Here is a 22,142-nt window from a genome sequence, read left to right as displayed (position 1 = left end):
GAGCAGGAGGGAACTCCTCATTGGCTCAATCCCAAAATGATCCGTTGAACCTGCAATAGGGGGCGTCAAGGGCCGTACAAGCCGCGCGTCCGCTCCCCCGCCGAAAACCCCGTTCTCATTGTTAAGAAAAAGTGCAGAAATCGGGGAGGCGGCCTAGCCGTGATAAAGTCGGTCCGGATCTCCCGTGGTAAAAGGTGAAGGGAACCTGGAGAGAAAGGCGTCTCCAAGACCTGGTCTGCCCACGAGATTTCCGTTCCACTCTAGCCCAAAACCAACAAAGCGCCATGCTTGCTCAAATGTCCAACCACAGCGGATCGACCCGAGCGTTCTCCTCCTTTGCCAGCCAGTTTGTGTTCTCCAAGGCGTTCCTTCCGGCCTTACTGCTTCTCGCGGTGACGATTGGAGGCTGCGACGGGACCACCCTGGTGGGATTCGGCGACCCGAATCCGCCTAAGGTCGACATTACCCGACCCCAGCCACACTCTGATGGCTCCGCCCTGCAAAGAAGCTTTCTCTTCCTGAAGGCAGATGCCTCCACGTCCGGCGGGGACGTGATTAAAACGTACAAGTGGAAGGTTACCGCCCCCACAAGCGCCGGAGGGAACTACAAAACCGTGACCTACAAGGGAAACGACTTGAGCAAAGGCCATCTCTGGAGTGATCTTGGGTTTTACCCTGGGACCTTCAAGATCAAAGTAACCGTCACCGAAAATACTGGACGTACGGCATCGGACAGTACGAAGGTGCGCATAATCCCGGAGGGATGAGCCTTGGATTGCTCAGTACAGAAGACACCATTTTGTGGCACCGCGCCCGTCTCGGTGGAGCTGTCAACCCGCGCCGGGGCGGGTGCTTTTTCTCTTCAAGTGCTCTGTTGGATAATCCTGACCGTTGTATTTCCCAGCCTCAAGCCCAAGCCGGGGCTGGAGCCCCCCCGAAAAAGTGGACAGTCGTGATCTAAGCGGCGTCAGGGAAGTCGTAGAGCATGGTTACCCCACGGACAGCGACTCCATTTTAGCGGGCCCTCTTCCTGGGCCCCGCTCCGCTCTTCCTGCAACCCCAACAGCTTCAGCCATGACAGACTTCATCCGCCCCAGCGTCCTTTTCTCCGCTGCCCTTCTGCTCGCTGCTGCGGTTGGTCCCGCCCTGCCGTCGGCGCAAGCCCAGAACGTCTTCACGGTCGACGCGACCGGGGACGCCGGCGACGCCAACGCTGGGAACGGCACCTGCGACGATGGCACCGGCAACTGCACGCTCCGGGCCGCTATCCAGGAGGCAGAGGCCACCTCAACAGCGGCGGCCCCGACCGCATTGAATTTGACATCTCAGGGGCCGCCTCGCCGTCGAGCCCGCACGTCATTCAGCCCGGCAGTCCCTTTCTTGAGATCACCTCTCCGGTCAAGATCGACGGGACGACCGAGCCGGACTACGGCAGCGGCGCGAACCCAAAGCCGGTTGTGCAACTCGATGGCACGAACGTTGGCAGTGATGTTGGGGGCATCAGGATGGAGACCGGCTCGTTCGATATTACTGTGCGAGGAATGGCGATCATCAACTACACGGTTGGGATAACGGGGGGCAGTGGAAGTTCCAGTGGATTCGTCATCACCGCCTGCCACATCGGGGTTCGGGCCGACGGCACGACCGCAGCCGGAAACGAGATAGGAGTGGCCATTTCGGGAAGCAACCACATAATCGGGGGGACAGGCTCCGATGACGGCAATATTATTTCGGGAAATAACTTCGCGGGGGTGTCCCCCGGCAACAACAACACGATCCAGGGCAACTTTATCGGCACCAATCCTAGTGGCAAAGACCTGGGCAACGGAAAGCAGGGCATCAATCTGGGAAGCGTAGGCGGCAACCTGGTTGGAGGCACAGCGTCCGGAGCCGGAAATGTGATTGCCTACAATGGCGGAGACGGCGTCACTCTGTTCAAGCGCCCGTCCAATACCATACGCCAAAACCAGATTTTTGCGAACGATGGTCTCGGCATCGACCTCGCCAACGATGGGCCCACTGCGAACGATGGAGGAGACGGGGACGACGGCACCAACGAGCTTCAGAACTTTCCCGAGATCCAGAATGCCGACTACGACGCGTCAGCAAACGAGGTGATTGTCACATACCAGGTGCCCAGCGACCCAAACTCCACTGGTTCTGGCCCCAGTGCTTACGACCTGATGATCGACTTTTACCGCGCCGAGACGTCCACGCTGGACGCGGAGGGGGAAGTCTACCTCGGCAGCGATACCTACACCACAAGCGACTATAACACGTCCACGACCGGGCCGGACCCGAAGACGATCACGTTTACGCCCGCCAAGCCAGTGTCTGATACCGACTCCATCGTCGCGACCGCCACCGACGCGAACGGCAACACGTCCGAGTTCAGCGCGCAGTCGAAGCAGCTTCCGGTGGAGCTCGCCAGCTTCAACGGCACGGCCACCGAGGGCAGCGCCCGCCTTACGTGGCAGACGGCCTCTGAAACTGGCAACGCAGGCTTCGAAGTCCAGCGCCGTGTCAAAGACGCAAGTGCTGGGGCGCGGCAGAAAGAAAACGAAGGGTGGACAGAAGTCGGCTACGTCGAGTCGAAGGCCTCCGGCGGCACCACAACAGAAACACAGTCCTACAGCTTCCTGGCAAAGGATCTGCCGGTTGGAACCCATCAATTTCGCCTCCGGCAAGTGGATCTGGATGGGAGTTCCACCTTCATGGGTCCCGTGGCCGTGGACATCCGGATGCAGGAAGCAGTGAGCCTGAAGGCTCCGGCGCCGAACCCTGCACGCGGCACGGCGACGGTCGCCTTCGCGGTCAAAGAACGAGTCGAGACGAGGATTCGACTTTACACCAGCCTCGGCCAGCAGGTCGCCACGGTGTACGAGGGCACCCCGCAGGCTGGGGAGCGCCAGACCGTCCGGATTGACGCGGGTGGCCTGCCGAGTGGAACGTATTTTCTGCGGCTCCGAGCCGATGGGCAAACCCGAACCCAACGGCTTACAGTGGTGCGGTGAGCGGCAGGGCCGTGAGTCGGTTCCCGGCGGGTAGGTCTCAGAGCTTCCCCACTGAGGACTCCTGTGCCCTTCGTACCGATTGCCGATCGGTCTGAGGGGCCGCGATCATTGATGTTCTTTGAGGAGGCGGCGGGCCGCGGCTTTAAATTCCTCGGCGAACGGGTCGACGGGCGGGACCTCCAGTGTTTTTCGCCACTGGATCCGGGCGGCGTCGATCCGTCCCATTTTCATGTACGTCTTTCCGAGCGCTAAGTGGTGGTAAGTGCGCGTCTGGATCTCGATGGCCCGCTTGGAGTCGGCGACGGCCTTCTCGTAGGAGGCCTCGGGCAGTCCGCCGTACACGACCTGCACCACGGCCCGCGCCAGGAGGCTGATGTCCGCGGCTATCTGGTTCCACCGGGCCCGAACGTGGTAGGCCGGGGCCAGGGTGGAGTCGAGCGCGATGGCCCGGTCGACGTGCCGCTTGACGAGGCGGGACCGCTTGACGCGCTCGCGGGTGGAGACGTGCTGCGTGAGGCGGCCCTGCGCAACGGCGACGGCCAGGTGGGCCCAGGCGCTCTCAGGGTCGGCCTCGACCGCCGCCGCGGCCACGGCCACGGCCTTCCGGTGCAGGCGAAGAGTGCGATCTTGGTCGGCGACCGTCTTCCCGAGTTCCGATCGGATGAAGGCTTGGCGGTACAGAATTTCGACGCGATTTGGATGCGCGGCCTTCAACTCCTTCAGGGAACTCAAAGCCCTCCGGAAATGCCCGACGGATCGGAGGCTGTCGACCCGGGCGAGCGCTTCAGCGAGTGGGAGCGCACCCTCACTGGCGGGTTGGCTTCTGTACGCGGGCTGTCCTGTCACCGGACCCGCCCACAGCCCAGCCAGAAGCACCGCACCGAGCACCCCAAACATCCGGAGGGTTCGCAAGGGAGTACGAGTCACAGGGAGGGATGGCAAGCGGAGAACAGCGAAGGCGATGGAAATCCCGAGACGAGCGTGAGGACGTGGTGTCCCTCGGCCCCGAATCGTTACGAGGGAGCTTGGCCCAGGAATGAGCCTATCCTTGATGGTGCGGTGTCAACAGCGCTGTGAGAATGCAATCTCAAAATCCCAGGCAGGCTCCTCCAGGCCTCTTCGGACTTGCTCAGGCCCAGTTTCGGTCGAGGTGGTCCGGGACATCGACTCGCTCCGTTCGTCCCGGCATACGGGCCCGATTCCACGCGCCGCTTCACCGTTCTACCTGCTACGCTGCTTCTCTTCGCCTCCGCTGGGGCCCCGTCCAGGACGAACCGGGGCAGACGTTCATCGCCCGCGTCGTGGAGGGTACCGAGGGCGACATTAACGACAAAGGACCGCACGAATCGTCCGTGCGGTCCTTCGCGGAGGGCCGAAAAGGCATCTCCGTACATCCTTAGGCTACGGCGCTCTCCTCACCGTCGTAGGCCTCCGCCGCGCCGCTCGTGTAGAACGCCTCCCAGGAGACGCCCTGCTGGTCCACGACCCACGTCTTGTCGGAGTTCGCGTAGCAGCAGGTCGTCTCACCCTCATTGCTGACCGTGCCCCCGGCCCGGTCGATCCGCCCGCGCAATTCCTCCAGCTCGTCGGGCGTCTCGGCCTGAATGCCGAGGTGCTCGATCCCAAACTCGTCGTCCTTCTCCGCGATGGAGAAGTTGACGCGGGGGTCGTCGAGCATCCATTTCGCGTAGTCGGGCTTCTGGGTGGTGGGGGCGGCGTCGAAAAGGGACGAGTAGAAGCGCGTGGCCTCGTCGAGGTCCTTCACGCGCAGCATCACGTGCATGCGTTTCATGGCAGTCAAGCGGTTGAATGAACGAGAGCGTCGAGCACAAGACAAATCGCCTCCCTGTGCACATGGGGAGTCGGGCTCCTCCCGAAAAAGACGCACCGCTTCCCCCATTCTTCACAAATCGTCCTCCTCGCGCCGCCGGAAGGCCACCGCGCGGCCCTCGGGACCAAATTCCACCTCGCAGCACGCCTGAAGCTGCTCGCGGAGCTTCACGCGGGCCCGCTGCACCCGCGACTTGGCACCGGACAGCGACAGGCCGATGTCGTCGGCGACCTCCTGCTGGGTGTGCCCCTCGAAGTCGGCCATGATGAGCGGATGGCTGTACATCTCGGGCAGCGTCTCCGCCATCGGCCGCAGCCAGGAGAGCACCTCCTCATGCACGTCGTGCTCGCCGTCGTAGGCTGCCAGATTCTCCGTCGAAGGCGGCTCATCGGTCGCGCCTGCGGGCGCCCGGCCCACCGGCTCCTCGTCGGGGCCGCGCTCCCGGTCCCGGTAGAAGTCGGCGATGGCGCGCCGGGCGATGGAGAAGACCCACGCCTCGGCGCGGTCGGCGTCACGGAGCGAGTCGGTGGCCTCATGCAGGCGCACCAGCGTGTCCTGAAGCACGTCCTCGGTGTTAGCGTCCGGCACACGGCTCTTGACAAACCGGCGGAGACCGTCGACAAACGGGCGCCACGGGGGCTCCTCACCGTTTGAAGAATCGGAATGGGAGAAGGAGGAGTTCATCGTTCAAGTCGGGGAAACCTGTAAGAGATCGCGAGGGGGAGCAGTTCGGGGGAGGGATGGCACCCTGGAAGACTCTGCATCACGGATCGCGGTGATCACACGTGTGCCTATTCAGCGGTCTGCGGACCGTGTCCTCGATTTGCCGCACTGCCTTCAGGGGATCCTTGCGACAGGCGTGATGCACAGGCAGTTTCCCGTGGAAAGAGGACTCGATCTGGGCTTTTGATCACCATTGGAATGGTGGGACCCTCGCCGAGGCGAGGACTATGAAACTCAAGCCGTCGGTGATTTCAATCCCGTCCCAGACCCGTTTGCTTGTCTTACATCCACACGGCCCGAAATGAGTCTGTTTGAGGGGGGCGAAGGACTCGGTCCGTGCGGGCGAGCGGCGCGCCCCTCTACCTTGTCTTCCAGTCGGCACCTATCGATGTCGGTCCCTGCGTCCCGGTGAGGCTTCGCTGAGAACTCACAGAATCTCGTACGAACAACTGCACCGTCGATCAGAACTTGCCCAGTTTGCTCTCATTAAAGCCCATGATAAATTAAAATCCGGGACGTGGCGCAGTTCGGTAGCGCACATGTATGGGGTACATGAGGTCGCGGGTTCAAATCCCGCCGTCCCGACCGTGCCGGGACAGAGGCCGTTCTCCTTCTCGTCGAAGGGGAACGGCCTTTCTATTTTAGTCCTGCCCACTGGAGAAGAACTTTCAAGCACGTCGTCGAATCGTGCTTGCCTTTTTCCATCTGTCAGGGCAGCTCTGAAGCCGGCTCCTTCGATTGAGGATCTGTATTCTGGCTTCGGGTACACGCATGCATGCCGGCTCAATCGGGAAGACCTGAGAGATCCGAGAGCCCCCAGGATCGACAGACATCGGGCCATCCGTGGCGATGGTGGCGGAACTCAAAATTGATAGCCTGTGTCCGGCGAGACGGACTACTGCCGCGTGAACACCAAGAGTCCCGCCCAATTCAAGCGCTTGGTGGAGCGTTTCGTGTCGTGAAACGCCATAGAGGTCTAATCGCTGAAAGCGTAACCGACTGGTGTAACCCTGGAAAGAACTGGGGTCTACTCCCCGATCTCCAGTCCGCGTTATCGGGGCAAACCTCGACCCTGAACTGTAGGGGGCTCGGCAAGGAGACACGGGAACCGTCTGCATCCAGGACGTCCGGCGCCCTCACGCGCACAGGGAGCGCGCACCGAGGAAGATCCACAGCTGGGCGAGAGGATCCTCCATCCCCTTGTTGCCGTCTAACAAACCATTCCGCCCATTTGCCGTGATCGGGAGGCCAGACGTCTGACACGGTATCATCGACCGCAGCACAAGCCATGGGATTGCTCGAACAACTGGGCTGGAGCCCCCGCACGCCGGGACCAGCACGGCACACCCCAGAGAACGATCGTTCGGATGAGGAGTCGGACGTTTGGCGGCGATGGCTCGTCCGGGGCGGGCTCTTTCTAGGTCTTTTGGTCCTGACCGTAGGGGCCTTTCCGCGGGGCGGCCTCTACGAATACACCGTGAGCGTAGGGGAAACCTGGAACCAGCCCACGCTCACTGCCCCGTTCAATTTTCCCATCTATCTGGATCGACAGCGAGTCAAAGCCAAGCGCGACAGCGCTCGCAAAAACACGATCCCTCTCTTCCAGAAAGTGCCGACGGCTCGCCAGCAGATGGCGGCGAATCGTGATACGCTCCGTCAGCAACTCAAACGCATTCTGGGAGCCTACTCGGACTATCGCTATCATCAGCAGCAGGGGAACCCCGAACAGGCTCGTCGCGACTCCGCCCGGTACACCACACTCCGTCGAAACTCACAACTGACCCTGAGCACTCGTCTGTGGGACCGTCTGGCAAAGCAACACTACGAGAAGGTGCAGGGACTGTCCTCCTCGTCTCGATCGGAGGGCCAAGAGGCCGAGAAGACGCCCGCCCAACGTATGCTTGAGACAGCCTTCCAGGTGGGCGCGCAGCTCCTGAGTGCCGGAGTCCTGAATCGACCCCGGGACTCAATCCTGACCCAAAAGATCATTATCCGGAACAAGGAGGAGCAGACGCAGCGCGTTGCCAACAAGGACAATCAGTATGGCTTGAATGAGGCGTACGATTGGGCTGATGACCAAATTAGCGAGATTTTTAAGGGGAGGCCAACGTACTCTCAGATTTCGTACTCGATGTTCCGGGCAATCTTCGAGCCCTCTCTGCAGTACATGCGAGCCGAGACGATGCAGAAGCGGGATCGCCGGGCCCAGAGCATAACCGCCATCCAGGGAGGGGTAGAAAAGGGAGAGCCAATCGTTCAGCAGGGCCAGCAGGTCACCGAGGAGGTCAAGCGCAAACTGTCTTCGCTTGAGAAGGAAGTGGACAAAAAATCTGGCCCCAAGATCTTTCGGTGGCGGGTCACGGGAGAGGCGCTTTACACTGCTCTCGGACTCGCATTCTTGTTCCTGTATCTGTACTTCCTCCGACCTGCGATCTGGTGGAGTGACCGGGACATGAGCCTCGTGGCGCTTGTTCTTGGGTTTATCGTCGTGCTCTTAGGGCTGGGGGTGCGGGTGTCCTGGCCGCTGTACGTCGTTCCCGTTGCCCTGGCGTCTGTGTTGCTCACAATTCTGTTCGATTCGCAGGTTGGCCTCTTTGCGACCCTGATTCTTGCATTCACGGGGGGACAGATGTTAGGGCTCGATCTTGAGTATACCTTGGCGACGTTCTTCGCAGGATCGTTCGGCATCTTCAGTGTTCGTGACATCAAAAATCGCGGCCAGTTCATCGTAAGTGGAGGGCTTGTCTTCCTTGGTTACCTCCTCGCGCTCGGGGCCACCTGGTTTTATCTCGACGTTCCCCTCCGTCGGTTCGCTCGGGACCTGGCGTTTGCAGGCATCGGATCCGCAATCACGATCACGGCCTCCTTTTTCCTATGGGCGCTCGAGAAGGGCTTTGACATCACGACAGATCTCACCCTGCTGGAGCTCTCCGATACCAATCGTCCGCTTCTCAAGGAACTGAGTCTTCGGGCGCCGGGCACCTTCAACCATACCCTACAGGTGGCCAACCTGGCGGAGGCCGCTGCCGACCGCGTGGGAGCCCACGCTCTGCTGACGCGGGTTGGGGCACTCTACCACGACATCGGCAAGATGCTGAAGCCGGAGTACTTCGTCGAGAACCAGCGGGCCGATTCCAACCCGCACGACCGCCTGAAGCCGCGCATGAGTGCCCTGATTATTGCGAGCCATGTCAAGGAGGGGCTGAAAATGGGGAAAGAGCACAACTTGCCGGAGCGGGTTCTCAAGTTTATTCCTATGCACCACGGGACCGCCCGAATTGAGTACTTCTACCAAGAGGCCGTGGGCCTTTCGGACGATGGGGAGGCGTCCGTCCCAGAGTCTGAATTTCGCTACCCGGGCCCGAAGCCCGACTCAAGGGAGTCTGGGATTTTGATGCTTGCCGACTCCGTCGAGGCGGCGAGCCGGAGTCTCGACGACCCTACTCCCCATCACCTGGAAAATCTGATTAACCTGATCTTCCGTGAGCAGATCGACGACGGTCAACTCGACAATACAGACCTGACGTTCCGGGACTTGAGTCGCATCAAGGACACGTTCCTGAAAATGCTTCTCGGCATCTACCACGTCCGGGTCAAGTATCCCGACCAGGAGGACGACGCGGAGGAGAAGGACTACCGCCTAGTTTCGCTCCGGGCCGAAGACCCCTTCGCCAACGTGTCCATTGCATACATCAAAGACGGGTGGCCCCATGAGGAAGTGCTGGAGGCGGTCCCCAGTCCGAGTGCTTCGAGGGAGCCCCGTCACAAGCTTGCTGAGGCCTCTCCGCATTCGTCGGTGGACCAGTTGCACGAAGGAGACCTGGAGGCCCGGGAGAACGAGGATGCGCCCCGTGAGGAGAAGCCGCCTCGGCTGGATGTCTCGGGAGACGGGGACGTGGGTCGGGCGTCGGGTTCCGACTGAGTAGAGCAACTGGATCGTTACGCCGGGATTGCTTCGGCGATCGAGTCCACTGAGTCTTGGCTCACCACCACCCTAAGCTCCTCGAAGTCGTGGATTGACGCGTCGAGAAACGGGCGCAGCCGCCGATGACTCTCCGGGGTCGCAAGAAGCAGGTCGGTCTCGTCGACAAAGCCCTGGAGATGCTCGGTTCCCTGATCGATGGACGCGGCAATCACCTGCCCATCGAAGGCTGTGTGCGACCGAAGGTCCTCGGACAGAGGCGGAACGGTATCGCGGTAGCGTGTCACCAGCCCAAGAGTCTCGTGCTCCTGCAGGCGAGCCACCGCGCCGAGCACCTTCGACGGAAGATGGGTGCTGAATCCCATGGTGTCGCCTCGGGGAATTGCCTCCATCACCTGCGAGAGGTACGGGTAGGGGGTGAACACGTAATCAGCATCTTTGTGGCGGTCAGTTTGCGTGAGGGCCACCGGCAGAACCGTTTTTTGGAGGGCTGTGCTGAGTTGGTCGGCACACATCCGGTTCACCTCCGCGTGTGGGCCGACAGTAATCAGCTTTCGCTCCAGACCGGCGTGGTCGAGCAGGGTGGCTTGTTCCTGAAAGAGCGACTCGATCTCGGCGTCGTTCAGGCCCAGACCGATCAGTTGCTGGAGGGCATCGTTTACCACCTTGGCGCCCCGTTCCATGCGTTCGCTTTTCGCAAGGGGGGTGCGCTCCTCGACAGTGTATCCGCTGCCTACTTGAGACCGAAGAAGGCCCTCTTCCTCCAGCTCCTGATAGGCCTTCCGTACCGTGTGGAAGGAGATACCGAGCTGGTCGCCGAGGGAGCGGGTCGACGGGAGGGTGTCGTTGACGTTGAAATGGCCACTTGCGATCAGGTAGCGGAGCTGGTTCACGAGCTGATCCCGAACTGAAATATTTGCGTCGTGGTCAATCTGAAGCCGGGACATTCGGGCTATTGGTTCTGTTATTGCAAAAGGATACCCCTATCGCTGCTCGCAGACCAGCAGCCTATTGTGAGTCTCAGAGGATTCAGGCACGAGATGGAGATGAGGCGTCTGGGCGAAACGATTGCCGAGCGCTCTCGCGCAATGCGTCGTAGGCGGGCCAGTGCTTCGACTGGAACTCGTACGTGGTTCGACCTACGGAAATCTCTGTCCCCCAAGAGGTTGCTCGGACCTTGTAGACGGGCTCCCACGACAGGGGACGGTCCCGCAGGACATCGTACACACTCCGAAGTGCAGCCTGTCCCGGCCGAAAGGCAACCTCGGCAATTGTTCGAGACATGGAAAAGTGGGCCCAAACCGTCGCCAACGCGATGGCCGCTGGTAAGCCCCACACAAGGTAGGCCCAGACGGGCTGGTTCAGCAGAGCAGAAGTCGTGGCTCCGATCATAAGAGGCACCGTACACGCACCGAGGGGACGCGCCAGGAACCGCGTGTAGACAATTCCCCACGGAGTATCTCCGGGATGGTGTGTGCTCTGGAAGACCGACGCCACGCTAAGGAGTAGAGACGCGAAGGGAGCGGAAGACGCGGAAACGGAGCCCCTCTGGATGGTGGTCGGAGAGTGGCGGGGGGACCGTGCATGTCCGCTCGCCTACCCGAACAGGGCTCTGTTCAGGAAAGAGCATTGGGGGCTGATCGAACCCCGCGGCGCGGCCGCCCGACGGAGGCGAGACAGACGCTCAGGCGACGGCCCCATCGCCAGCCTCGGTTCGGGGCTCTTCGCGCTCCTCCGCGGCGTCCGGCTGGTTCCAGGCATAGCCATAGTGGGAGGGAGGATCGAAGTTCTCCTTGATCGCCCGGGGAGAAATCCAGCGCATGAGATTGTACACCGACCCGGCCTTGTCGTTGGTGCCTGATTGCCGAGCCCCACCGAACGGTTGCTGGCCCACGACGGCCCCGGTCGGCTTGTCGTTGATGTAGAAGTTGCCCGCGGCCTGTTCGAGCACGTCTTTCGCCAGCTTGATGGCGGAGCGGTCCCGAGCAAAGATCGCCCCGGTGAGGCCGTAGGGAGACGTCTCGTCCACTAGGCTCAAGGTGGAGGCGAATTCTTCGTCCGGATACACGTATATAGTGGTCACCGGCCCAAAGATTTCCTCCTGCATGGACTTCTGTTTCGGCTCGTGGGCGCGAATGATCGTGGGTTCGATGTAATAGCCTGTCGAGTCGTCGTAGTCTCCACCATAGATGATCTCAGCGTCCTCGTCCTCGCGGGCGTGCTCGATGTACCCCACGATTTTGTCGAAGGCCCGCGCGTCGATGACGGCGTTGATAAAGTTGGTGAAGTCTTCGGGGGGGCCCACGCTGACATCGTCGAGCTGGGCCGTGATCTCCTCGCGAAGGTCCGGCCACACAGACCCCGGGACATAGAGGCGTGAGGCAGCCGAGCATTTCTGCCCCTGGTACTCAAACGACCCTCGCACGACGGCCGCTGCGGTCTGCTGAACGTCCGCCGACGGATGGGCCACGATGAAGTCCTTCCCTCCAGTTTCGCCGACGATTGTAGGATAGGTGCGATACGTGTCTAAATTCTCCCCGATGGTAGACCAGAGGTGGTCGAAGGTTGCCTTGGAGCCGGTGAAGTGCAAGCCTGCGAAGTGCTCGGACGCCAGTGCCGGGTCGCCGACGGCCGCTCCGTCGTCGGCCGGGAGCATGTTGATCACGCCTGGAGGAAGGCCCGCTTCCTCGAGGATCTTGTAGGTGAAGAAGGCGGGATAGATGGACCGTGAGGCGGGCTTCCAAAGCACCGTGTTGCCCATCAAGGCAGGGGCCGTCGGCAGATTCGCCTGAATAGAGGCGAAGTTGAAGGGAGTAACGGCCAGCACAAACCCTTCGAGGGGACGGTACTGCATCTGATTCCACACATTCCGCGAATCGTTGGGCTGGTCGCGGTAGATTTGCTCCGCGTAGTGTACGTTGAACCGGAGGAAATCAATAAGCTCACACGCTGCATCAATCTCGGCCTGGTGAATACTCTTGCCCTGACCGAGCATCGAGGCTGCGTTGATGGTGTCCCGGTAAGGCCCTGCCAGCAGATCGGCCGCTCGCAGGAAAATAGCGGCCCGATCAGAAAAGTCCATGGCGGCCCACTCGGCCTTGGCCTCCAGGGCCGCCTCGATGGCCTGCTCAACCTCATCGGCTCCGCTCTGATGGACGCGTCCCAGGAGATGCTGGTGGTCATGAGGCGGCACGACATCCGAGGTAGAACCGGGATATACCGGCTCCCCTCCGATGAAGGCTGGAATCTCAATCGTCTGCTCTCTGAACTCTTGGAGCCGACGCTGCACGGAGCGGCGCTCCTCGGAGCCGGGCTCGTAGGAGAGTACAGGTTCGTTCTCGGGAGGCGGGGTTTGCGGATAGGCGTTATTCATAAATGGGCGTTGTTTTTACCACCAGTCTGCGGCGACGATATACATTACGCGTGGTTTGCAAATTACGAAGTCAGGTCGAGGCTTGTTCGAGACCGTTGGTTCCTGTCGGGCTCGGGAGATCTTCCTGGGGGCCGGATGCGGAGTTGGGACACTGGGGGCGGTGTGCTGAACGAGCCCCAAGCGGGTTCTGTAGGGGAACTTTCCCAGCGCTACGAAGAGGATCTTGCAGGGAACTCTCGGGCGGACGCAAAATCTGGCTCGTGCTGGGACCCCAAACTTTCCGTCAAACGGGCTTTGATCCTTTCCGGCACCCGCCGGTTTGAACGCTGAAAATCAGCCGCATTCTCGCCTTTCACGTCCCTGGTCCATCAACATTCCGCTCACTTGTGTCCTCTCAGTTTGAGTATTTCATGGCACTGCGGTATCTGTGGGGCGCGGAGGGGCGCTCAGAAGGACGCAGCTTCCTGCGGTTTATCACATATGTGGCAATTGGAGGCATCACGCTCGGCGTGGCCGCGCTCCTACTGGCGCTGGCAATCGTCCGTGGATTTAGCCAGAAGATCGAGCAGAAAATTGTGGGCTTTGGCGCCCACATTCAGGTCTCCAGCTACACGAAGACGGATATCCTCAGGGATGCTCCCGCCCTCCGGTCAAAACTCTCTCGCATGGAAGGAATCGCCCGCGTCTCTTCCGTCATTGAGCAGCCAGTTCTGCTGCGCCGCTCTGAGAGGGCCATCGACGGAGTCGTTCTGCTCGGGATGAATCGGGCACCTACGTACCTAAAGCGCCGGATCGAGGAGGGGAAGTTCGCCGTCCGCGATTCTCAGAGGGACCATCCTGGGATTGTCGTGGGGCGTGAGTTGGCCAACCGGATGGCACTGGAGGTTGGACAGCTCGTCACTGCGTTCGCGCTCCAGAATGGGGAAGTAGAAGGGGGGCTCTCAGGAATAAGACGTCCCCGCGTCAAGCAATTTCGAGTGCGGGGCATCTACGACACCTCGCTCAAGAAGATTGACAAGGTCTATGTCTTTTCGAGCCTGCCCACGACCCGGTGGCTGAGCGGCATGCCCGAGCGCTCTGTCAGCCGGTTTAACGTGACTGTGAGCGATCCCTCAAGCATCAAGCCGATTGCGGCTCGCATCGAGAACCGGTTCGGGTTCCCCCTCGCTGCGCAAACGGTCTATCAGCGGTTCGCTGGGTTATTTGCCTGGGTGGACCTCCAGCAGAGCATCATTCCTCTCGTGATTGGAGTCATTGTTGTCGTGGCGGCCTTCAATATCATCGGGACGCTTCTCATGATGATTCTCGAGAAGACTCGTGAAATTGGGGTGTTACAGAGCCTAGGGGCGTCGGGACCGTCTCTGAAGCGACTGTTCTTGTTTCTCGGGCTTCTCATCGGTGGGGTGGGCACCGCCCTTGGCACCACCTCCGCGCTGGTGCTTGCCCTCGCTCAGCAGCGATTCAATGTGATTCCTCTTCCTGCCGAGGCCTACTACATGCGCACTGCCCCCATCGAGCTGAATCCCCTGGACTTTTTATTGGTTGTAACGGCCACGCTCATCCTATGTGGAGGGGCCGCTTACATTCCTGCGCGTATCGCAGCACGGATCGAACCGGTCCGTGCAATTCGATTTGAGTAAGCACGGGGCGAATGCTCTTCATCAATCAGCCACCGGCACGATGACCGACCTTGAATCTCACACTCCGCCTGCTAAGGGGAACCCGGCGCCAGACTTTGAACTCTTCACTCACGACACTGAGCCCTGGCACCTCTCGGAGCACTTGGATCGTCCTGCCGTTCTCCTCTTCTTTCCGGGTGCATTTACCAGTGTGTGTACCACAGAGCTCAACACGGTCAATGATGATCTCGACGCTTTCGATAACGCTCACGTCGTGGGGATCTCGACAGACTCGCCCTTCGTTCTGGCCGAGTTTCGATCGGTGAATCAACTTGAATTTCCCCTTCTCAGCGACCACGACGCGTCGGTCTGCGCGCAGTACGGGGCCAAATACGATGGAAACTTCACCCCGATGAACCTGGATCGCGTTGCCAAGCGGGCGGCTTTCGTCGTGGACCAGGATCGAAGGGTGCAATACGCTGAAGTCCTAGAGAATGCCGGAAAGCAGCCTGACTTTGGGGCTGTTAAGGAAGTGCTCCAGCAAATTCGGAAGTGAGCGTCGAGATTTCCCGCACGCCAAGGGTGAAGCTAATCCCGGGTCATCCGTGGTCCAGCAGCTTAGGAACCCCCGCGCAAGTTTCTGTTATTGCAATAATAAACCCCAAACAAATCTTTCAGGGCACCGGGAAGAGATTGAGGACCGCCTGGCAGGAAAGGCGTGCGGCTTCCTTTTTGATATTCTCCCTCCGATCGAGTTACACTCCAAGTACTTCAACTGACACTTCTGCTCAAGGTGTTGGTGTGAAGGTGGATCCTGGACCCGTGCTACCTGTGGTTGGCTGGAGGGCCTTCGTGATTGGGACCGGGGCCAGGATTCTTCTGTCTCATCTTTGGCTGAGTGCCTGTGCTACACGCTGCCTACGTCCAAACCAATCCGTCCTACTTGGCGGTGGAGTCGAACCTTCAGGCCGCCGAGTCCCAGATTTCGTCGCTGGATGCGGATCTCATCGTATTCCCCGAGCTCTTCACGTCGGGCTACTTCTTTCAATCCGTGGAGCACCTCGCGCAGGCGGCGGAGCCGATCCCTGGGGGGCCGTCCACAAGGGCCCTGAAATCGTGGGCCACCTCTCTCGACGCGACGATCGTAGCGGGGCTCGCGGAGCGAGCCGGGGAGCGTTTTTACAACAGTGCCGTTCTCGTGCGGCCTGATGGGACGATTGATACGTACCGAAAAGTTCACCTCTTCTACGAAGAAAAGACCCTCTTCGAACCGGGAGATCTGGGTTTTCCGGTCTTTGATCTCGAGACCTCCGACGGGACGTCCTACCGGCTCGGAATCATGGTATGCTTCGACTGGTATTTCCCGGAGGCCGCCCGAACGCTGGCCTTGAAGGGGGCGGACGTGATTGCACATCCTTCAAATCTCGTTTTGCCGCACTGTCCGGAGTCGATGCCTGTCCGCGCGCGGGAGAATCATGTGTTTACCATCACAGCCAATCGCTACGGAGAAGAGCACAAAGAGGGTGAAGCCCTCACCTTCATCGGGACGAGCGAAATCTGTGACCCGAGCGGGACGATTCGGGAGCAAGCCGAACGAACAGGTCACGAGGTAGGGCTTGTGGCCATCGATCCCCAAGAGGCACGGGATCGCCGGATCAACACCCACAACGACGTTCTTGAGGATCGTCGGCCAGACACGTACCGATCCCGAATGACGGGCGGCTCCGCCGCCAAAAACACTGCTCAGCGATCGGCAACGACTTCGTAGTCCTCCAGGGCCTCCTGGATGCGCTGCTCCGGATCTGGGTGCGGGACGGGTTCGAAGGACTCTCCGGTGACTCGCTCATACAGCTCTGCGTAGCGTTCCGTCACCTTCAGCCGGAATGCATCCGGGAGGTCAGGGATTTCTTGGTCGGGCTCCCCTTGGAAGCCATGGTCCATCAACCACTCCCGGACGAACTCCTTTGAGAGCTGGCGTTGTGGCTCGCCCCGTTCGAGTCGCTCTTCGTACCCGTTCTTGTAGTAGTACCGAGAGGAGTCTGGGGTATGAACCTCGTCGATGAGGACGAGCTCGCCGTTGGGCGTTCGACCAAACTCGTACTTTGTGTCGACCAGGATCAGGCCCTGCTCGGCGGCCATGTTGCTTCCACGCCGAAAAAGCTTCAGGGCCCATTCGGCGAGTTGATCGAAGGTTTCCTCGTCAATGTGAGCCTGAGCGATGGCTTCCTCTCGGGTGACGTCTTGGTCGTGCCCTTCCTCGGCTTTCGTAGTGGGTGTCAGGATGGGCTCCGGAAGCTTCTCGCTCTCGCGAAGCCCATCGGGAAGGGGCTGGCCGCAGAGAGTACGGGCGCCGTCTCTGTATGCACGCCAAGCGTGTCCCGCGAGGTAGCCCCGCACGACGAACTCGATGGGTATTGGACGGCAGGCCCTGGCAACGGTCACATTCGGATCCGGCACGGACAGGACGTGGTTGGGGACCAGATCCTCCGTCGCTTCGAAAAAGTGGGCGGCCGTCTGATTGAGGACCTGTCCCTTAAACGGAATGGTCTGCGGGAGCACGTGATCGAACGCAGAGATCCGATCCGTGGTCACCAGAATGAGCCGGTCGTCCTGCCGGTACGTGTCCCGAACCTTGCCCTGATACCGTGTTCCAAGGTTATCGAGGTTGGTGGCGCGGAGCGTATGTCCGAGCTGTTCTTCAATACGAAGAGAGTTCATAACACGGAGGGGTTCTGAGAACGTCCTGACGGTGTCAGGAAGGAGAGCAAGTCCTGAGGGGACGTAAACGAATCCCCGAGGTGGGTCCTCACTGGGACTGGAGGCTCGACTTTCGAACCTTTAATTGAAGTTCTACGAGTCGGGAGAGGGTTTCATCGGGGCCTGTTTGGTTCAGCCGCTGCATCAGGAGGTCGGTAGCGTCTTCTCCGACGTCGTGCATGTTCTGTGCAATGCTCGTTAGCCCGATGAAGCGACTTACCTTGATGTCATCGTACCCTACGAGCGCATAGTCATCGGGGACTTCCAGGCCTTCTTCGCGGATGGCCTGCCAGGCGCCGATGGCCTGTACATCACTGCTGGCGAAGGCCGCCGTCACAGGCTCGTCGAGGGCCAAAAGCTCCTGCATCGCTTCGTACCCCGACTCCTCACTGAAGCCATCGTGCTTTCTCGTCTCACCGTCGGTAATCAGATCGGGGTTGAACTCCAGTCCCGCCTCCTCCAGGGCGCTCCGGTAGCCCGTCACTCGTGCATTGCGGAGCCGGTTATCGTGGGGAGTTGTGATCATCCCGATGCGGGTGTGGCCCTGCTCCAGGAGATGCCCGACCGCGAGCTTTGCTCCGGGGCGGTCGTCCCAGTAAAACGAGTCGAGCCCGTCGACGAGGCCGCCGACCACTACGACGGGGGAGCCTAATCCTCGAAGTTCCTCGCCAAGCTCATCCTGGGAGGGGTTCCCTACCAGCAAGAGGCCATCCATCGTTCCACGCTCTAGAAAGTTGCGGAGGGTGACCACTGGGGCCTCCCAGTCGAGGTCGCAGAGCAAAAGATCGATGTCCTCCTCGTCGAGCCGATCGCGGACCCCCTTCAGGAGTTCGTTGTGGAAGGGAGTCGTGAAGGTGGGGACAGCCACCGCGATCGTGCGAGTCGAACGCTGGGCCAGGTTCTTGGCGGTCCGGTTGGGCCGGAACTGAAGCTCGCGGATTGCACTCATCACCCTCTCCTGGGTGGGCTCAGCCACGTCCTGGGAGTCGTTGAGGACGCGGGAGACCGTCGAGATCGCCACGTTGGCACGTTCAGCGACATCGTATATGGTGGCCTTCTCCGATTGCTCGTGCTCTTCTGACATGGTGGTTGGACAACAGCGGTTTCGCGGTTATCGAGGTCAGGTGGTACCTTCAGGCTTCCGAAACGGTCGGCTCTTCCCGAAGTGCATCAAAAAATGTGGAGTGCTGCTCCTCAGGACGTTCCTGCTGGGCTGCATGGAGCGCGTTTGCGACCCGGCCTTTTGACTTCTGCAATGCCGGTTCGAGATCTGAGCCGCTTTGTAAGTGGCGCAACAGAGGAAGGAGAAGTCCGCTTGAGGCTCCGTGGAGACTGTCGAGATTGGAAAGGAAGGGAGCTTCGAACACCGCAAAATCTTCTCCGTCGAAGTACAAGTCCGCAGCAAAATCAGGAGGCTCGGATTCTGTATCGAAAAAGTGAGTGGGCAACCGTCCACACCGAATGAGAACCCGAGACGCACCTTGCTGGGCGATTCGTTGCGCGGCGACCTGGGCGTCATCTAGGCTCGGAATTTCCATCCCGGCCACGAGTGAGGCATCGGTGAGACGGGTGGTCACAAGGTCCGGTACGTTCAAGTGGTTGGTGATCGCTTCGAGTCCCTGTTGACCGAGAACATCTTCCCCGCTTGGCCCACTCAGTGTGAGATTGTAGATTACAGGCCCTTCCAGCGATGCGAGATGGTCGAATATCTGTTCGATCGTCGGAGTACTCCCGACGATTCCGACCTTCGCGGCGGTTGGCCTTTCTGTCTCGAACACATGCTCGAGTTGTGCCGACACCGTGTCCGCAGGGACGTTCAACACATCGGTAACCACGCCTCGACCCGCAACGACGTGGGACGTACAGATCGCATATGGCTTCGCGGAAAGTGCCTGACACGTGAGAATGTCCGCACTCAATTCCCGTGTGATGCCGGGGTACAGCGCTCCGATGACGATCGGGCTGAACCTCATCTGACAATAAATTGGTTCGGAGTAAAAGCCTGCACCTGAGACTCAAGCAATGGCCTTACACCTGGGAACGATCTGTGATGTTCTAAGATCGGTGGACAGAAATTACAACCCTTATGTGAAAAGATTTCTTTATAATTTGTTCTCATACGTTCTCTGATGCGGGGTTGACCTGAAAGCAAGTTTCTGTTATTGCGGTTGAAAATCGTGACGACACAATCTAGGAGTGGCACGCGTACGCCTGTCTGTAGTCTTACCAATGCCGTAACAGAGCCTCGTCAAAAATGTCGACTGGGAACCGGTCATTTCGATTCCGCTTTCCAATGTGGGCAATTGGGTATTTTGCTTGGCTATCTACCTCCGCATATCTAGCATCGCAGGTTCCTCCTGCTGAGCATCTTCGCTGTTCCATGACCGTACGATCTTCTCACTGACATGGAAATCCCCTCGGTTGACCGTCGCACAAGCGCCCGCATTCCTACGGCTGATGGAGAATTCAGTCTTGTGCTCTACCAGAACACCAATGATGACAAAGACCACCTTGCACTTGTCTGTGGGGACGTAAGTGGAAAGGATGGGGTTCTCGTCCGCGTGCACTCTGAATGCTTTACGGGGGACGTCCTTGGTTCACTCCGATGCGACTGCGGAGAGCAGTTGAATACCTCCATGCGAAAGGTCGCGGAGGAGGGAGAAGGCATCATCATCTATCTCCGACAGGAAGGTCGAGGAATTGGCCTGCTCAGCAAACTGCGTGCTTACAACCTTCAGGACGAGGGTTACGATACGGTCGAGGCAAATCGGATGCTCGGCCACGGCGCCGACGAACGCGACTACTCGATTGCGGCGATGATCCTTGACGATCTCGATGTCTCGTCCGTCCGGCTCCTGACCAACAATCCGGCGAAGGTTGAGAGTCTCAATGAATACGGCACCGAGATCGCGGAGCGTGTCCCACTGGAGCCTCATGTGAACCGGCACAACGCGGACTATCTCCGTACGAAAGTCAATCGGATGCGTCACATCCTGGACCTGGGTCCCGCAAACGGCCAGGTGCGTAAGAACGCCCACGATAGTTCTCTGCACTCCTTAGAGCAGCGTGCCGCGCAGCATTTCGAGGAAACGGGGCGCCCGTTCGTAACGGTCACCTATGCCCAGAGCCTCGATGGATCCATCGCGTCGAGGTCCGGGGAGCCGTTGCCCATTAGTGGGGAGGAAGCCCTCAGGTTCACACATCGCCTCCGGGGACTGCACGACGCAATTCTCGTGGGGATTGGCACGGTACTGGCTGACAATCCCCGCCTCAACGTCCGACGTAGCTCAGGAACCCATCCCGTTCCAGTCGTTCTCGACTCCTCGCTACGATTTCCCCTGGACGCTTACCTGCTCGAATGCGAGGGACCGGATCCCCTCATCTTCACTGGCCCCGATGCAAACGAAGGGCGTCGTGAGGCGCTCGAGGACCGTGGTGCAACTGTGGTGCAGCTTCCGTGCACCCCCGGTGGGGGAGTGTGCTTAGACTCGCTTCTAGAGGCGCTCGGAGAACGTGGCGTGACTAGCCTCATGGTGGAGGGGGGCACGGAGGTCCTCACGAACTTCCTCCGACACCAGCAGGCACAACGCGCCATTTTGACCATCGCCCCCATGTTCGTCGGGGGACGATCGGCCGTTGGCGACGTCCTGCCCGACGATGCGACGTCCTCCCTTGGCCGAGAGGACTTCCCGCGGCTGGAGAACGTACAGCGACGGTGGTACGGGGAGGATCTTATCCTTGAGGGAGATCCGGTGTGGCCTTCCACAGAGCAGCAGGAAGAGGTGTGAGCACGCTGCTCTTCATCCTCCGTATACCCTTCAAGCCCGTCCCCCGATGGCAAACGCTTCCCGCCACAGGGTCCGTTTTCCGTCCCCCGAAAGCGCAGAGGTCATCACCGAGGACGCTCCGCGTCCGGACGCTCGAGAAGTCCGCGTGCGCACTCGGTTCTCTGCAATCAGTCCAGGCACCGAACGGCTGATCTATCAAGGAAACGTGCCTGACAATCTCGAGGCTGACACATCTATCGACGCACTGCAAGGAGAAGAGCTGTCCTACCCGATTTCCTACGGATACGCGTGCGTCGGGGAGGTCGACAAACTGGGGGCGGAGGTGGACGAGACCTGGCGGGGAACTCGCGTGTTTGCGTTTCAGCCGCACGTCTCCCGATTCGTCTCTTCCGTTGAGGCGCTCGTGCCGCTCCCTGACTCCGCAGACCTGACCGACGCCGTCATGCTCCCTTCACTGGAGACGGCCGTGAACCTGGTGATGGACGGTCGCCCGGTGATTGGGGAAATGGTGCTCGTGCTTGGTCAGGGAGTGGTTGGACTCCTCACGACGCGGCTCCTGGCCGATTTTCCGTTGGGCACATTGGTCACAGTCGACCCTCTGCCCTCCCGCCGGGCCAGATCTGAAGACATGGGGGCCACGGAGGCCCTGGACACGCTCTCGGCGTCCGATTTGGAAAATGCCTCGGAGTTCCCCATGAGCCCGTCGGTCGACCGGGAAGGAGCAAATGCCGACCTCACGTACGAACTCGCCGGGCAACCGTCTGCCCTCAACGATGCGATCCGCCACACTGGATTTGACGGGCGCATCGTAGTCGGGTCTTGGTACGGGACCAAGAGGGCTCCCATTGATTTGGGAGGTCGGTTTCACCGCTCCCGAATCCAGATCGTCTCAAGCCAAGTGAGCACCGTTGCCCCAAAATACCAGGGTCGATGGTCGAAGTCACGACGGATGTCCGTGGTGGTAGGGCTCCTCGACCGCGTGCAACCCAGCCAGCTCATCACAGATCAGTTTCCCATCGAGCAGGCCCCGCACGTCTACGAAAAACTGGCTTCCGAATCTCCGATGCTGCAGCCGATCTTCGAGTACGAATAGTTTGACGTCGCTTCTTGAACTA

16 protein-coding genes and 1 tRNA gene are annotated in these 22,142 nt (G+C 60.1%); 9 read left to right on the top strand and 8 right to left on the bottom strand.

The features are described 5' to 3' along the window. The first annotated feature begins 284 nt into the window (after positions 1-284). Together ABEL04_RS01170 and ABEL04_RS01165 are read left to right on the top strand one after the other, a co-directional pair. Complete coding sequence (locus ABEL04_RS01170; RefSeq protein WP_375800538.1) at positions 285-767, top strand: hypothetical protein; 483 nt, start codon at positions 285-287, stop codon at positions 765-767. 690 nt (positions 768-1,457) lie between these two features. Further along, positions 1,458-3,014 carry a T9SS type A sorting domain-containing protein gene (locus ABEL04_RS01165; RefSeq protein WP_375800537.1) on the top strand — a complete coding sequence of 519 codons (1,557 nt, stop codon included), beginning with the start codon at positions 1,458-1,460 and terminating at the stop codon, positions 3,012-3,014. A gap of 105 nt (positions 3,015-3,119) precedes the next feature. On the opposite strand, the gene ABEL04_RS01160 is transcribed toward ABEL04_RS01165, so the two are convergent. The 3 genes from ABEL04_RS01160 to ABEL04_RS01150 all read right to left on the bottom strand — a co-directional run bounded on the left by ABEL04_RS01160 (position 3,120) and on the right by ABEL04_RS01150 (position 5,529). Then, positions 3,120-3,941: a hypothetical protein gene (locus ABEL04_RS01160; RefSeq protein WP_375800536.1), complete on the bottom strand. Its 822-nt coding sequence runs from the start codon at positions 3,939-3,941 to the stop codon at positions 3,120-3,122. A gap of 469 nt (positions 3,942-4,410) precedes the next feature. Continuing rightward, the gene (locus ABEL04_RS01155; protein WP_375800535.1) at positions 4,411-4,806 is read right to left on the bottom strand and encodes an ArsI/CadI family heavy metal resistance metalloenzyme; all 396 of its coding nucleotides are present in this window, start codon (positions 4,804-4,806) and stop codon (positions 4,411-4,413) included. 111 nt (positions 4,807-4,917) lie between these two features. Beyond that, positions 4,918-5,529: a sigma-70 family RNA polymerase sigma factor gene (locus ABEL04_RS01150; protein ID WP_375800534.1), complete on the bottom strand. Its 612-nt coding sequence runs from the start codon at positions 5,527-5,529 to the stop codon at positions 4,918-4,920. A 550-nt stretch (positions 5,530-6,079) separates the two neighbouring features. Here ABEL04_RS01150 and ABEL04_RS01145 point away from each other — a divergent pair. Beyond that, positions 6,080-6,153, top strand: a tRNA-Pro gene (locus tag ABEL04_RS01145). A 703-nt stretch (positions 6,154-6,856) separates the two neighbouring features. Then, positions 6,857-9,490 (top strand): HD family phosphohydrolase, encoded by a 2,634-nt coding sequence (locus ABEL04_RS01140; protein ID WP_375800533.1) that lies wholly within the window; start codon positions 6,857-6,859, stop codon positions 9,488-9,490. Between the two features lie 17 nt (positions 9,491-9,507). On the opposite strand, the gene ABEL04_RS01135 is transcribed toward ABEL04_RS01140, so the two are convergent. Continuing rightward, positions 9,508-10,437: a GntR family transcriptional regulator gene (locus ABEL04_RS01135; RefSeq protein WP_375800532.1), complete on the bottom strand. Its 930-nt coding sequence runs from the start codon at positions 10,435-10,437 to the stop codon at positions 9,508-9,510. 737 nt (positions 10,438-11,174) lie between these two features. Then, a complete protein-coding gene (gene pruA, locus ABEL04_RS01130) occupies positions 11,175-12,863 on the bottom strand; it encodes an L-glutamate gamma-semialdehyde dehydrogenase (protein ID WP_375800531.1) in 1,689 nt (562 codons plus the stop codon). Positions 12,864-13,249: 386 nt separating this feature from the next. Between pruA and ABEL04_RS01125 the strand changes: the two genes are divergently transcribed. The 3 genes from ABEL04_RS01125 to ABEL04_RS01115 all read left to right on the top strand — a co-directional run bounded on the left by ABEL04_RS01125 (position 13,250) and on the right by ABEL04_RS01115 (position 16,250). Beyond that, positions 13,250-14,503 (top strand): ABC transporter permease, encoded by a 1,254-nt coding sequence (locus tag ABEL04_RS01125; protein ID WP_375800530.1) that lies wholly within the window; start codon positions 13,250-13,252, stop codon positions 14,501-14,503. 40 nt (positions 14,504-14,543) lie between these two features. Continuing rightward, a complete protein-coding gene (locus ABEL04_RS01120; RefSeq protein ID WP_375800529.1) occupies positions 14,544-15,038 on the top strand; it encodes a redoxin domain-containing protein in 495 nt (164 codons plus the stop codon). A 342-nt stretch (positions 15,039-15,380) separates the two neighbouring features. Next, on the top strand, positions 15,381-16,250 hold the full coding sequence (locus ABEL04_RS01115; protein WP_375800528.1) for a nitrilase-related carbon-nitrogen hydrolase: 870 nt from the start codon (positions 15,381-15,383) through the stop codon (positions 16,248-16,250). Here ABEL04_RS01115 and ABEL04_RS01110 read toward each other — a convergent pair. From ABEL04_RS01110 to ABEL04_RS01100, 3 genes are all read right to left on the bottom strand, one after another. Continuing rightward, the gene (locus ABEL04_RS01110) at positions 16,226-17,200 is read right to left on the bottom strand and encodes a phosphoribosylaminoimidazolesuccinocarboxamide synthase (protein ID WP_375800527.1); all 975 of its coding nucleotides are present in this window, start codon (positions 17,198-17,200) and stop codon (positions 16,226-16,228) included. The two genes, ABEL04_RS01115 and ABEL04_RS01110, sit on opposite strands and share 25 nt — an antisense overlap. An 88-nt stretch (positions 17,201-17,288) precedes the next feature. After that, on the bottom strand, positions 17,289-18,323 hold the full coding sequence (locus ABEL04_RS01105) for a LacI family DNA-binding transcriptional regulator (protein ID WP_375800526.1): 1,035 nt from the start codon (positions 18,321-18,323) through the stop codon (positions 17,289-17,291). Positions 18,324-18,372: 49 nt separating this feature from the next. Then, entirely contained in the window at positions 18,373-19,212 is an 840-nt protein-coding gene (locus ABEL04_RS01100; protein WP_375800525.1) for a bifunctional hydroxymethylpyrimidine kinase/phosphomethylpyrimidine kinase, read from the bottom strand. Positions 19,213-19,644: 432 nt separating this feature from the next. On the opposite strand from ABEL04_RS01100, the gene ribA reads away from it, so the two are divergent. Beyond that, positions 19,645-21,027, top strand: a complete 1,383-nt coding sequence (gene ribA / locus ABEL04_RS01095; protein WP_375800524.1) for a GTP cyclohydrolase II — start codon at positions 19,645-19,647, stop codon at positions 21,025-21,027. A gap of 46 nt (positions 21,028-21,073) precedes the next feature. Next, positions 21,074-22,120 (top strand): zinc-binding alcohol dehydrogenase, encoded by a 1,047-nt coding sequence (locus ABEL04_RS01090; RefSeq protein WP_375800523.1) that lies wholly within the window; start codon positions 21,074-21,076, stop codon positions 22,118-22,120. Positions 22,121-22,142: the final 22 nt, after the last annotated feature.

The organism is Salinibacter sp., assembly GCF_042218895.1.
Lineage (GTDB): Bacteria > Bacteroidota > Rhodothermia > Rhodothermales > Salinibacteraceae > Salinibacter.
The sequence above is the reverse complement of the archived record's forward strand: the minus strand, read 5'-3'. Positions and strand labels throughout refer to the sequence as shown.